Source organism: Cetobacterium sp. (assembly GCF_051658645.1).
GTDB lineage: Bacteria > Fusobacteriota > Fusobacteriia > Fusobacteriales > Fusobacteriaceae > Cetobacterium_A.
Genome location: NZ_JBOFMZ010000068.1, coordinates 1 through 13727, shown reverse-complemented (window position 1 = coordinate 13727; position 13727 = coordinate 1). Strand labels below are relative to the sequence as shown.

Genomic DNA, 13727 nt, shown 5'->3' with positions numbered 1-13727 from the left:
ATTTTTTCATCTCCATTAATTTTAAAATTAACTATTTTATTATAAAGTCTACATCATCTAAATTATCACTGACTTTCCCAACTACTTTCACTATAAGTTTATCTGGAACACCAATTATAACCTCTCCTGGTTCATTTATCCATCCTTGTTTTACATTTAACTTTAAGGGAGAGTTTGATGTTGTAACCCTTATTTTCTTATCTTTAATTTTTATATTAACCCCCCCAATATCTGTTGGAACAAAAAAATCTTTTTCGTCAACTTGTAAAGGATAAACGTACTTCAGTTCATTATTTACATATATTTCAGCAGTCGCAGCGTCTACTGTTTTGAATTTTGTGATTTTATACCCCAAAACAGAAAACATTCCTATTAAAACAATATAGATTAGTATATCACCTTTTCTAAAATATCGCTTTTGTTTTTTCACAAATTCACCTACTTTGGTTCTCCTATTTTTTCACCCATATAAACTTTAGTTTCTATTCCTTTTTTACTATTTTCTAAAATATCTATATCAAATTTTATTTTATTCTTTTGAAATAATAAAACACAAGATGATCCACCAAAAAAGAAGTACCCTTTTTCATCTCCTTTTTTTACAAAAGTATCAGCTTTATAAGTTTGCTTTATTCCTCCAACCATAGTTGCTCCAACTTCACTTAAAACAACATCTCCAAAATCTTCTGTTTTAAGAATTGAAACCTCTCTTTTGTTTTCACAATAAACTCTAAAGTTTTTCTTAATTGCATAAGGAGAAACTGAATAATAATAACCATCTATCAACTTAGATTTACTTATATATCCATCTGCTGGAAAATGAAATCTATGATAATCAACTGGTGCTAATCTAATTACAAGAAATGTTCCTCCTATAAACTTTTTAGCGTCTTCTTCATCCATTAAAAATTCTTCTAATGTGAATTCATCTCCTTTTAAAAAAAATTTAGTTGTGTCTTTTAAATTATCAAAAACTAAAATTTTTCCATCCGCTGGTGAAACAAATGAATTTTTATTAATATCAATTTTTCTAGCATCAGCTTTTAGTTCTCTTATAAAAAAGTCATTAAACGATGTAAATTCTTCTATTTTTTTTTTAGATTCATTCATGTCTATATTATTTTCTTGAACAAATGGCTTTATTTTATTTTTCGATACTAATTCAGACATCTTTTTTCCATAATAATCTGTTAAAAACTTTTTTCTAACAACTAAATTCAAAGGTAATTTTCCTAATGGATTATAATATAAAAACTTTAAAAAAACTTCTCCAGGAGGTTTTTCTGTCTTTAATTCTCCGTTTTTTCTCTCAATATAATTAATTTTATCAAATTTCATACACTTACTCCTTTTATATCTTGATGTTTTGTTGTATAATACATATAGTAAAAATTCTGGAGGTTACAATGAAAAAAATAGCATTAATCGCTCATGATAATATGAAGCCCGAAATTGTTAGTTTTGCACAAAGACATGAGCATATTCTTGCAAAATACCCACTTGTTTCAACTGGTACAACTGGCCTTAGAATCATGGAGGCTACTAATTTAGAAATTTTTCGCTTTAAATCTGGACCTATTGGTGGTGATCAACAAATAGGAGCAGAAGTTGCTGTTGATAATATTGCAGCTATTTTATTTTTTAGAGATCCATTAACTTCTCAGCCCCACGAACCTGATATTACAGCTCTTATAAGAATTGCAGATGTTCACAAAGTTCCCATTGCAACAAATTTAGCTACAGCAGAACTTTTGATTTTAGGATTAAATAAATAATCACAATAATAGGCTGACTTATGCCAGCCTATTATTAAACTATTTGACTTTTTATCTCTTTTATCAAATTATATTTCAATTCTAAAAGATCTTTTGATAAATCAACTTTATATTGGTGTGGATTTTCCAACCTTTTTCTTTCATCTGAAACCTTCGCCAAAGAATCTAAATAATATTGTCTCGAACCCATAACATTTTGCAATGTTAAAGCTTCTTCTTTTATAACTCCATTTTTTACAAACTCATTAGTTATTTTTCTATAACTATATTTTCCTGTTACTAATAAACTTGTTTTAAATTCATATTTTTCATCTCTTATAAGTATATTTTCTACATTTAATAACTTTTCTTTATCAATATCATTTTCTACAAGTGTTAGCAAATCTGCATAAGCGAACCCTTCTTCGTCATATATTCTATAAACTTCTTTAAATCCAGGATTTGATATTTTTATTACATCTTCTGAAAGTTTTATGACTGGTTTTTTTTCTATTTGTACAATTTTATAAACTCCTCCAAAACATGGATTTGATTTACTTACAGCTATTGCATCTCCAACACCAAAAATATCGACTGCTGCTTCTTGTTCTTTTAAAGATTTTATTAAAGACTCATTTAATGAGTTTGTTAAAAATATTTTTGCTTTTTTAAACCCTGCTGCATCTAAAGCTTTTCTACATTTTTTTGATAAATATGCTAAATCTCCAGAATCAATTCTTATTCCATAATTCCCTGGATACGAATCATCTATTGCATTATCTTTAAAACTTTGAATTGCATTTTTCAAACCTATTCCTAAAGTATTATAGGTATCTATTAATAAAATTAATGTATTTGCTTTTCTCTCACGTCTATGTTTAATAAATATATCAAATGCTTCTTTTTCTGCTATTGATCCTACTCCAAAAGCTTGAATATACGAATGAGCCATTGTTCCTACACTCGGAATTCCATATTTATACTCTGTCATCATATTTGAATGTGATAAACATCCACCTATAATTGAAGCTTTCGTTCCCGCTACAGCACTATCAAACCCATGAGCTCTTCTGCTTCCGAAAGATGTTACTGGTATAGGATATGCAGCTCTTGTTACTCTTGATGCTTTTGTAGCAATTGCTAGTTGCATATTCATTAAATTTAGAATCGGTGTTTCTAAAATTTTCGCTTCAATTAACGGTGCTTTAATTGTAATTATCGGCTCATTTGGATATACAATCTCCCCATCTCTCATGGCATATAGATTACCTGTAAATTTCATTTTAACAAGGTATTCTAAAAGATGTTCTTCTTCTATTATTTTAGAAAAATACTCTCTTTTTTCTTCTTCACTTGTTTTGTTTAAAATGTTAATTAATTCAATAACTTCTTGAACTCCTGAAACAACTGCAAATCCACCATCTTCTGTTTTTCTAAAATACATATCAAATACAGCTTCTTTTTCTTGCATATTCTCCATTAAAAATATATCACTCTCAGTATATTGATATCTATCTGAATTGATAACCTTTGCAAAATCTGTTAAAATTCTTTCTCTCCCCATTTTTACCTCTTTTTAAATTGTTTATTTTTAATTTTTTCTTCATAATTATATCATTTTTATGATATAATTACCAATAAAAATACAAAAGGGGGGCTTCATGAGAGCCGTTATACAAAGAGTTAAACATGCAAGTGTTAGTGTAGATAATGAAATTGTTGGAAAAATAAACCATGGATTTCTAATTTTATTAGGTGTTACTCATTCTGATACTGAAAAAGATGTTGAATGGTTAGCTAAGAAAATTACAGATTTAAGAGTTTTTAATGATGCTGATGATAAAATGAATTTAGGATTAAAAGATGTTGAAGGTGAACTTCTTGTTATATCACAATTTACTCTTTATGGAAATTGTATTAAAGGACGTCGTCCTGCATTTATAGATGCTGCTAAACCAGATGTTGCAACCGTACTTTATGAAAAGTTTTTAAAAAAATGTAATGATTTAGGATTTAAAACTGAAGCTGGAATTTTCGGTGCTGATATGAAAGTTGAGTTATTAAATGATGGACCTGTAACTTTAATAATTGATACTGTAGATCTTAAAAAATAACAAAAAAAGTGAAGACAAAACATCTTCACTTTTTTTGTTATTTTTTTATATTTTTACTATTACTCTTCCTATGTTTGTTCCTAATAAAACATTTTCTATTTTTTGATTAAGACCATCTAAATTTATTTCAGTTACAATCTCGTCTATATTTTCAATTTTCCATTCTTCAGCTAATTTTCTCCATAGAATTTCTCTTTCTTCTAGAGTAATCTCAACAGAATCAACTCCATAAAGAGTAATTCCTCTTAATATAAACGGAAATACTGAAGACTCAAATGAAGCTCCTGCTGCATTTCCACAAGCTGTTACTACCCCGTTATACTTCAATGATTTTATTACTGTTGATAAAATATTTCCGCCAACTGTATCTATAGCACCTGCATAAACTCCTCTTAACATCGGTCTTGAAGTATCATTAAATTCCTCTCTTTTTATAACTCTTTTTGCTCCTATTTTTATCAAATATTTATCTTCTGATTTTCCTGTAATTGCTACAACATCATAACCTAACTTTTTAAGTATTTTAATTGCAACAGATCCAACTCCACCAGTTGATCCAGTAACTAAAATCTCTCCGTCCTCTGGTTTAACCAAGCCTTTTACAACTAGCTTATAAACTGAAATAGCTGCAGTTAAACCCGCTGTTCCGTAAATCATACTTTCTTTTAATGTCATCTTTTCTGGTAATTTTATAACCCATGCCGCAGGAACCTTTATATACTCTTGGTATCCGCCAGATGTATTCATTCCAAAATCAAATCCTGTAACAATAACTTTATCTCCAGGTTTAAAACTTAAATTTTTACTTTCAACAACAACTCCTGCTGCATCTATTCCTGGTGTATGAGGATAGTTTTTTGTAACTCCTCTATTTCCAGAAGAAGATAATGCATCCTTATAATTTAAAGAACTATATTCAACTTTTATTAAAACTTCATATTCTGGTAAATCTACAACATCTTTTTCAATTATACTTCTATTAAATTTCCCATCTTTCTCTGTTACTAAAAATGATTTGAATTTCATATTTTTCCCTCCATACTTTTCTTTATATTTTATACTATACCATTTACCCTAAGGTTAATGTCAATTATTTTTTTCTTGTTTCTGAGTTCAAAAAAGCATATAATTATTTTAATTCAAAATATTTAAATACAAAGGTAGGTCTAACTGTGGAAATTAAAGAAATTAGAAAAAATGCAAAGGAAAGAATGAAAAATATTTGTATACTATGCTCAGAGTGTAATGGCCGTTGGTGTGCTGGTAAAGTTCCTGGAATGGGTGGAGCTGGTACTGGTGGAAGTTTTCAAAGAACATACGAAAAACTTAAAGAGGTTAAAGTTACTTTGAGAACTCTACACAGCGTTTATGAACCAAATTTGAATTGTAATCTATTTGGTGAAGAGTTGTCTTTTCCTGCTTTTGTCGCTCCCATCACAGGAACTCAATTTAATATGGGTGGATATGTAAACGATTCTGAATATTCAAATGATGTTGTTTTAGGAGCTATTGAAGCTGGAACTATTGCTATGATTGGTGATACTGGTGATCCAAAATGTTTTAGTGCTGGAATAGAAGCTATTAAATCTGCAAATGGAAAAGGAATTGCAATTATAAAACCACGAGAAAACTTTGAAATAATAAAACGAATTAAAATTGCCGAAGCTGCGGGTGCAATAGCTGTTGGAGTTGATGTAGATGGTGCTGGTTTAGTTACTATGAAACTTTTTAATCAACCTGTCGGTCCTAAATCTTTAGATGACTTAAAAGAAATTATCTCTTCAACAAAATTACCTTTTATTATAAAAGGTGTTTTAAGTGTGGATGAAGCTAAACTTTGTGTTGATGCTGGTGCATCAGCAATTGTTGTTTCAAATCATGGTGGAAGATGCTTAAATGAAACTTACGCCCCTGCTGAAGTTCTAAAAGATATCTCAGAAGCAGTTGGAGATAAAATTATAATTTTAGCTGACGGTGGTATTAGGGAAGGTGTTGATATTTTAAAATATTTAGCTCTTGGGGCTAAAGCTGTTTTAATTGGTAGACCCATTATTTGGGGATCTATTGGTGGTAGACAAGAGGGAGTAAAAATTACTTTAGACACTCTTAAAAATCAGCTTTTTCAAAGTATGATTCTTACTGGAGCTAAAGATGTTAAAGATTCTAAAAAATTATCTTGCATTTTATACACTAAATAGGTATAATTTATAAAAAGAGTTATGGAGGTTTATTTTATGGAAAGAAAAAATGTTATTACGTTTGCTGGAAGTCCGTTAACATTAGTTGGAAAAGAGATTTTAGTTGGAGATTTAGCTCCTAACTTTACTGTTAGTAAAACTGATTTATCACCTCTTTCTTTAGCAGAATTAAAAGGAAAAACAATCGTTATTTCTGCTATGCCATCTGTTGACACTTCTGTTTGTGAATTACAAACAATAAGATTTAACAAAGAAGCTGCCAAATTAGAAAATGTTGTTATTTTAACAGTATCAATGGATTTACCTTTTGCTTTAAGTAGATTCTGTGGTGCTAAAGACATAAAAAATGCTATAACTACATCTGATTACAAAGATAGAGAGTTTTCACATAACTATGGATTATATATAAAAGAGTTAGCTTTAGTTTCTAGAGCTGTTATCATAATTGATAAAGATGGAAAAATTGCGTATACAGAATATTTAAAAGAGATTACTGACGAACCTAAATATGATTTAGCAATTGACGCTTTAAAAAAATTATAAAAAAATTACCCCTAAATTTTTTAGGGGTAATTTTTTTATATGAATAAAGTTTGTAATATTTCAATTAAAGAAACTATTATAACTCCTACTATAAAGTTAAGTGTATAGCTTCTATATTTATTTAAGACTATATTTATAGCTTTTGAAACTACAACTAAACCTATTCCTGTGCCTGCTGAAAAAAATATTAAAGGAATTATTGTAAATCCTTTAATATAACTTAAGATATTGTAATACTCACCCAACACTATTAAAAGTAATGATCCTGAAATACCTGGAATTACCATGGCTCCTGCAGCAATCAGACCACAAAAAAATAATTTTGCACCATATCCAAGTGTAAATACCATTTCTGAAGTTCTAACTATTTCTTCTCCTGCTAATATTTTGGTTAAAAACATAAATAACACTGTAAAAGTAACTCCTGATGAAAAAGCTATTAAATTATTTCTTTTAAAAAATTTTTCTCCTTTTAATATTACTGGAATTGAAGGTATTATTAAAAATAAAAATCCTATCGTTGTTCCTTTTGGATATAATTCAAAAACTTTAGATATAATCCCTGCAAAAGATAATATACCTATTACTGCTCCTGCTCCTATTTGAGATAAAAATTTAGCATACTCTATTTTTTTTTTCACTGGTGCTGTTAAGAAATTTCCTACAGCTTCTGTTAACTGGTCATAAACATTTAATACTACAGCTAATGTCCCTCCTGAAACTCCTGGTAAAACATTTGCAACTCCAATCACAATTCCTTTTAAAAAATTAATTAACATAACTTTCTCCTATTATTCTTTTATCAACTCTGCAGCAACTAAAAAATCCCCATTTATATATATCTCTACAAAATTTTTTTGAAACTCATTATAAAAAACATCTGCTATATAACTTTCATAGTCTTTTAAAATTGAATTATTATACTGATTATTCTTTACTATTACTCCATTTTTATAAATCTTTCTTTTATATTTAGAAATGAAATATAAAAGTTTATTTAAATTATCTGCATTTAAACTTTCACCTCTATTTTCATCTATAAAAAAATATCTTTTTAAAAATATAGATACTTCAATTTTTGTTTTTGGTTTCTTGTATTGAAATTCTTTTAATACATCAATTTCAATATATTTTAAAAAATCTAATATATTTTGATCTAACTCCTCTTGTATTAAATCAATTTTTGTTTTAAAGTAAATTTCTTTTAATAAATTTTTTGATACTCCTTCTACATTATTATCTAAAGATATATTCCTAGGGTATTCTCCTTCTATTATAATACTTTCTCTTATAAAATTAAATAATTTTTTTAAGTTTCTTTTTTTTTCTTCAAATAAAAAATTTATAATTTTATAATTTTCTTTATTATAAAATATAGTTAAATAAAAAATTTCATTTTTATTATTAAAAAAAGGTAATGGTAGTATTTTTTGAATAATTCCATATTCAAAAATTTTATCTTTTTTTAGTGATTTTATTGCTCCAAGTTTTATACTTTCATCTAAATTATTAACTATTCTAAAAAAAGTTGGATAACTTATCATATTATTATACGATAATGTCGTTGTTTTCGCTTTTTCATATAGTTTTGTTATTGGTAAATTATTATAATCATTATAGAGTTCTTTTAAATATTGTAGTGTGTCTTTGTTTACTTTTTTAAAAGTATTTTTATCCACTCGTGTTTTTTTTATAAGGCCATTCTCTCCTGACTCTTTATATTGACTAACCCATCTTTTTAGAGTTGCATAGGATATATTACTTTCTTTTTCTATATCCCGAAGCTTTTTTTCTCTATTAAGAAAAGGTTCTATTATGTTATATTTTTTATCTTTTTTATCTTTTTTATCTTTCTCCAAAGAATAACTCACCCCCTTTTAAAGTTTTTTGTTAAATTATAACACAAATAATGCGTAAAAAAAAGGCTCATTTATTTCGATAATTTCCTTGACTTTTTTTAGAATAAAATGTATTCTCTTAGTGAAGAAACTATTTTTTATTACTATATTTTATTATGGAGGGTTTATGAAAATATTTGCTGAAGTTCAAAAAATCGGTAAAGCATTGATGACACCAGTTGCAATTTTACCTGCCGCTGGAATTTTCCTTGCTGCTGGAAACAAATTAGGGTTCCCTTTAATGGAACAAGCTGGAGGAGTTATCTTTGGTAACTTACCATTACTATTTGCTGTTGGAGCTGCCATCGGTCTTGTTGGTGGAGATGGAATTGCTGCACTTGCTGCTATTGTTGCTCTTTTAATTATGAATACAACTATGGGAAATCTTACAAATGCCGCTGCTGGTTTAGCTGCTCATGATCCACGTTTTGCTGAAGTTCTAGGAATTCCGACTCTTCAAACTGGAGTTTTTGGTGGATTAATAGCTGGTATAATCGCTGCAGTTTGTTATAAAAAATTCTATAAAACAGAATTGCCTGCTTTTTTAGGATTCTTTGCTGGAAAAAGACTTGTTCCTATTATGACTGCTATTGTTGCATTCTTAGTAGGTTTAGCAATGCCATATATTTGGCAACCAGTTCAAGCTGGACTTGCTCAACTTTCTTTCTTAGCTAACGAAACTAACACTAATATTTCTACTTTATTATTTGGTATTACAGAAAGAGCATTAATCCCATTTGGATTACATCACATTTTCTACTCACCATTCTGGTTCCAATTTGGTGAATATACTAATGCTGCAGGACAAGTTGTTAATGGTGACCAAGCAATCTGGTTTGCAATGTTTAAAGACGGAGTGAAATCATTCAATTCAGATACTTATTCTGGAGCTGCTAAATTTATGACTGGTAAGTTCCCATTCATGATGTTTGGATTACCTGCTGCTGCTCTTGCTATGTATCATGAAGCTAAATCAGAAAATAAAAAAATGGTAGCTGGACTTTTATTATCTGCTGCTCTTACTTCATTCTTAACAGGAATAACTGAACCTTTAGAGTTCTCATTTATCTTTGTTGCACCTATTCTTTATGGAATTCACTGTTTATTCGCTGGTTTATCATTCATGTTAATGAATATATTCCAAGTTAGAATTGGTATGACATTCTCTGGTGGAGTTTTAGATTATATTATGTTTGGTGTTTTACCTGGAACTGAAGGATTTAAAACTAACTGGCCTATGGTTATAGTTGTTGGTGCTGGTTTAGCTGTTATCTATTACTTCGGATTCAGATTCTTTATTAGAAAGTTTAACTTAATGACTCCTGGTAGAGAAGACATGATTACTGATGATCAACCTAAAGCTGAAGGAAGTGAATTAGCTGCTTTAGTTTTAACGGCTCTTGGTGGTAAAGAAAATGTAATTTCTGTTGATGCTTGTATCACAAGATTAAGACTTGAAGTAAAAGATTCTTCAATTGTTAATGATGCTGAGTTAAAGAGATTAGGTGCTTCTGGAGTTTTAAAAGTTGGAAAAAATGGAGTTCAAGCAATTTTTGGTGCAAAAGCACAATTTATTGCTAATGATATAAAATCAATCTAATATAAATACAGAGGAGGAGCTTAAACGAGCTCCTCCTCTATATTTATATCCATAACAGTACTAAAATACTTATCTATTTCATCTTGAGTTTTATCATCATAAGTTTTCAATTGTTGTTTTACTAAACTTACCAAATATTCTATTTCATTTCGATTTTCTGGATAATAGAGAGGACATTCTTTTAACGGTGTTGAATAAAACTCTAAGTTTTTACCTTTCTTTTTTCCTATATAATTAAACCAATGAAAAAATACTTTTGAATTTAAATAACCCAAAATATAAAAAAGATTTATCGTTTCTATTTTTGCTGTTAAATAATAGACATCAGCACTACTGTAAAAAGGTCTTTCTGTATATCCGAAATTATTAGTTTTACAACGCTGTCTTACTACTATTTTAGGTTTTAGAAATATTTCCTCGTCTCTCGCCCATTGTAATTCCCACCAATTAATTCTATTTTTCATAACTTCTCTTCTTAAAGAAAGTTTGTTTTTATATTCTAATAAATAATTCATTAAGTTTTCATCAATTTTTGATTTTCCATTTAAGTATATTATCCAAAAAGGGGGAGTTTTAGATACTTCATATTTCCCAATGTCTTTATTCTTATAGAATGGTCTTAAATATTCTTTGAATTCCTCTCTGTAACTTTCAAATACAAAAACTTTATCTGCTCCACTTACTATACCTTGATTAACATTAACTAATTCTCCTAGTATTGAGTTACTTTTTTCTCTAATTTTTTCTATGCTTTTTTTACAAAAAGGTGGTATTAGTGCTATATTGTTGTGTTCTTTTGTAAATATATTTTCTTGTTCAATTAAATATTCTAAATCATCATCTTTTATAGAGACAATATTTTTATTTTTACATTTTTGCCAATAAAACAAAACATTATGCTGACCAATTGCATTTTTAAAAATTGAATGATTATAATTCTCTATTCTAAAAAATTCTCCTTCTGCCTTTAACTTATTTCTTAGCCCTTCTGCACTATCAGCTTTTAACCAATAGTTTGTAGTTAAATAAGCAAGTATTCCACCTTCTTTCAATATATCCATTCCTTTTTCAATAAAAAAATAAAAATAATCCATTTTAGGCTTATAATACTTCTTTCCAAAATCTGTTTCTTTTATTGTTTGAAAAATTTCTTTATGATTTTTTTCTCCTAAATATGGAGGGTTTCCAATAACTATATCATATTTTCCATTTATATCTTCATATAGCGAATCACACTCTTTTAAATTAAGAACACCTTCTATATCATATTTAAAAAAGAGAGTAGCTGCTCTCTTTTTTAAAGTTTCTAGTGCTTTTGAATCTATATCATATCCTGTTAGCCAACCTTCACTATATATATATTCACCAAATACTTCTTTCGAAATCTTTAATAATTCTTCTAATAATGCCAGTAATAAATTACCAGAACCACAAGATATATCTATTATTTTAAGATTCAAAATTTCTTCTTTAGAATTATTTTCTAGATATTTGTTTAAAGCTGTTTTTCCTAAACTAATTGCATACTTTTCTGGAGTATATATTTTATAATTATATTCCAATGACTCCCCTCCCTAAAAGCTTTAAATTTCCAGCAGGCTCTATTAATATAAAGCCATCTCTATACAAATCTAAAATTGCCAAAAATATATACACCAAATGAGTTCTATTTTCTGCTCTCATAAACAGTTCAACTATTGTTTTTTCCGTTGAATACAAAACAACTTTTATTCTATCCATCTCTTCTTTTAACGAATATCTTTTTTCAATTTCAATTTCTAAAAATTCTTCATCTTTAGGAAGATATTTAACATAACTATTAAATACATCTTGAAGCTTTAATGTTGTTAAATCAAACTCGTTTGGAATATTTTTAGTTATCTTTCTTCCCTCTCCTCTTGTATAAGCTATATTATATTCACACTCTATAGTTGATATCACAGAAGCAACTTCTTTAAATATTTTATAATCTTCTAATCTTCTTTTTAAATCTTTCTCTTTTTCTTCTTCTTTATTTACATTTAAAATAGATACTGCCTTTATCTCTAGGAGCTCTGATGCAATTTCTAAAAATTCAACTTTTATGCCCAGATTATCAGTTTGTGCTTTTTGAATAAACTGAAGGTATTCATCTATAATTTGTGAAATTTTAATTTCCGATATTTTCATTTTTTTCTTTTCTACAAGATGTAACAGAAGATCTAAAGGACCCTCAAAATTATCTATCTTTAATACTATCTCCATTATCTATTACCCTAACCTTAGCTCTCCAATTAAGAACATCTTTTTTTATTGTTTCTTTCAATTCATCCATTGAATTAAATTTTTTTTCATCTCTTAAAAACTGAACTAAAGAAACATAAATTTTCTTTCCATATATATCTTTATCAAAATCTAATATATGTACTTCTATGCTTCTTTCATCAGGTTTTAGAGTTGGATTTTTACCTATATTTATAACTGCATCTCTATAATGATTTTCATCTTCCACTCTTACCTTACCACCATATATTCCAAATGGAGGATAAACTTTATTTAAAATTTTCAAATTAGCTGTTGGAAACCCCATAAGTCTTCCAAGTTTTCTTCCGTGAACTACTTCTCCAATTATCAAGAAAGGTTGTCCTAAACACCTATTTGCTATATCTAAATTCCCCAATATAAGCATTTTTCTTATAAATGTAGAACTTATTACTTTATCTTCAAGTTTTATTGGATCTATTATATTTGTATTGATATCTAATTTTTTTCCTAATTCTTTTAAACTTTGAATACTTCCTTTCCCATCTTTTCCAAATGAAAAATTAAATCCTACATAAATTTCTTTCGTTTTTAAAATATTCTTCAAAACTTCTTGAACAAATCTATCAGGAGTCATACTTGAAAACTCTTTTGTAAAAGGTTGAAGGATTAAATAATCTACATTTAATGATTCTACTATATGTATTTTCTCTTCTAAAGAACTAATCAATTTAGGAGCTTTTAAATTAGCTGTTATCTCCATTGGATGATTCAAAAAAGTAAACACAACTGATTTACCCCCTATTTTTTTAGCTTTTTTTACAGCTTCAGATATAAGTTCTCTATGCCCTAGATGAATTCCATCAAAAGCTCCTATAGCCACGCAAATATTTTCAAACTTCTCTTTAGTTAATAAAATATCATCTATTATCTTCATCCCACGCCCCTTATGCTTCTCTTTCTTTTTCTACAAGTTCGTTGTGTGTATCTTCTAATCTTCTAAATCTGTTTCTAATGCCTGACTTAGATATTCCAATCATCTCTCCTAATTCCTGTAAAGATGCTTCTGGATTTTCTAGTCTTAAAAATGCAATCTCTTCTAAAACAGGAGTCAGGTTATTTAAACCCATCATTTTACCAATTACATTTATCATCTTTATCTGCTTTCTAGCTGTATCTAGAGTTTTTGTTTCATTTGCAACTTCCCAATTCATCTCTCTGAATAGCAATAGGTAAGGTTTTGACATTATCTCCACCTTTTCCCCTGCTCCACACCGTGCATGCGACTTTCACCGCACACGGCGCTCCATCATAATTTCAAATTAAAACAATCTTAAAATTATTGACTTGGGGCTATCCGTCCACCACTTATTATCATG

The 13727-nt window shown here is 28.4% G+C and carries 14 protein-coding genes and 1 pseudogene; 5 read left to right on the top strand and 10 right to left on the bottom strand.

The genetic code is table 11. The annotated features are described in order from the left end of the window. Positions 1-31 precede the first annotated feature (31 nt). Complete coding sequence (locus ACRCZX_RS08620; protein ID WP_438582523.1) at positions 32-430, bottom strand: NusG domain II-containing protein; 399 nt, start codon at positions 428-430, stop codon at positions 32-34. A gap of 8 nt (positions 431-438) precedes the next feature. Then, positions 439-1338, bottom strand: a complete 900-nt coding sequence (locus ACRCZX_RS08615) for a phosphatidylserine decarboxylase (RefSeq protein WP_438582522.1) — start codon at positions 1336-1338, stop codon at positions 439-441. Between the two features lie 68 nt (positions 1339-1406). Here ACRCZX_RS08615 and mgsA point away from each other — a divergent pair, with 68 nt between their 5' ends. Continuing rightward, positions 1407-1775 (top strand): methylglyoxal synthase, encoded by a 369-nt coding sequence (gene mgsA, locus ACRCZX_RS08610; protein WP_438582521.1) that lies wholly within the window; start codon positions 1407-1409, stop codon positions 1773-1775. Positions 1776-1809: 34 nt separating this feature from the next. Here the strand turns inward: mgsA and ACRCZX_RS08605 are convergent, their stop codons facing one another. After that, positions 1810-3318: a nicotinate phosphoribosyltransferase gene (locus ACRCZX_RS08605; RefSeq protein WP_438582520.1), complete on the bottom strand. Its 1509-nt coding sequence runs from the start codon at positions 3316-3318 to the stop codon at positions 1810-1812. 97 nt (positions 3319-3415) lie between these two features. Here ACRCZX_RS08605 and dtd point away from each other — a divergent pair, with 97 nt between their 5' ends. Next, positions 3416-3868, top strand: a complete 453-nt coding sequence (dtd, locus tag ACRCZX_RS08600; protein WP_438582519.1) for a D-aminoacyl-tRNA deacylase — start codon at positions 3416-3418, stop codon at positions 3866-3868. 45 nt (positions 3869-3913) lie between these two features. Here the strand turns inward: dtd and ACRCZX_RS08595 are convergent, their stop codons facing one another. After that, complete coding sequence (locus ACRCZX_RS08595) at positions 3914-4894, bottom strand: YhdH/YhfP family quinone oxidoreductase (RefSeq protein WP_438582518.1); 981 nt, start codon at positions 4892-4894, stop codon at positions 3914-3916. A 146-nt stretch (positions 4895-5040) separates the two neighbouring features. Here ACRCZX_RS08595 and ACRCZX_RS08590 point away from each other — a divergent pair, with 146 nt between their 5' ends. After that, positions 5041-6066, top strand: a complete 1026-nt coding sequence (locus tag ACRCZX_RS08590; protein WP_438582517.1) for an alpha-hydroxy-acid oxidizing protein — start codon at positions 5041-5043, stop codon at positions 6064-6066. Positions 6067-6102: 36 nt separating this feature from the next. Beyond that, positions 6103-6609, top strand: a complete 507-nt coding sequence (gene tpx / locus ACRCZX_RS08585; protein WP_438582516.1) for a thiol peroxidase — start codon at positions 6103-6105, stop codon at positions 6607-6609. A gap of 35 nt (positions 6610-6644) precedes the next feature. Here tpx and ACRCZX_RS08580 read toward each other — a convergent pair whose 3' ends face one another. Both ACRCZX_RS08580 and ACRCZX_RS08575 read right to left on the bottom strand, forming a co-directional pair. Next, positions 6645-7388, bottom strand: a complete 744-nt coding sequence (locus ACRCZX_RS08580; RefSeq protein ID WP_438582515.1) for a DUF368 domain-containing protein — start codon at positions 7386-7388, stop codon at positions 6645-6647. Positions 7389-7400: 12 nt separating this feature from the next. After that, positions 7401-8468: a helix-turn-helix domain-containing protein gene (locus ACRCZX_RS08575; protein WP_438582514.1), complete on the bottom strand. Its 1068-nt coding sequence runs from the start codon at positions 8466-8468 to the stop codon at positions 7401-7403. A gap of 166 nt (positions 8469-8634) precedes the next feature. Between ACRCZX_RS08575 and ptsG the strand changes: the two genes are divergently transcribed. Continuing rightward, positions 8635-10107, top strand: a complete 1473-nt coding sequence (ptsG, locus tag ACRCZX_RS08570; protein ID WP_438582513.1) for a glucose-specific PTS transporter subunit IIBC — start codon at positions 8635-8637, stop codon at positions 10105-10107. A gap of 20 nt (positions 10108-10127) precedes the next feature. Here ptsG and ACRCZX_RS08565 read toward each other — a convergent pair whose 3' ends face one another. From ACRCZX_RS08565 to whiA, 4 genes and pseudogenes are all read right to left on the bottom strand, one after another. Next, positions 10128-11669, bottom strand: coding sequence for an Eco57I restriction-modification methylase domain-containing protein (locus ACRCZX_RS08565; RefSeq protein ID WP_438582512.1), 1542 nt, complete (start codon positions 11667-11669; stop codon positions 10128-10130). Further along, positions 11659-12351: a segregation and condensation protein A gene (locus ACRCZX_RS08560; RefSeq protein ID WP_438582511.1), complete on the bottom strand. Its 693-nt coding sequence runs from the start codon at positions 12349-12351 to the stop codon at positions 11659-11661. The genes ACRCZX_RS08565 and ACRCZX_RS08560 overlap by 11 nt, the downstream gene beginning before the upstream one ends. Next, positions 12326-13285 (bottom strand): bifunctional riboflavin kinase/FAD synthetase, encoded by a 960-nt coding sequence (locus ACRCZX_RS08555; protein ID WP_438582510.1) that lies wholly within the window; start codon positions 13283-13285, stop codon positions 12326-12328. The genes ACRCZX_RS08560 and ACRCZX_RS08555 overlap by 26 nt, the downstream gene beginning before the upstream one ends. 10 nt (positions 13286-13295) lie before the next feature. Then, a pseudogene (gene whiA / locus ACRCZX_RS08550) lies at positions 13296-13610 on the bottom strand (DNA-binding protein WhiA); the annotation flags it as partial. Between the last annotated feature and the right edge of the window lie 117 nt (positions 13611-13727).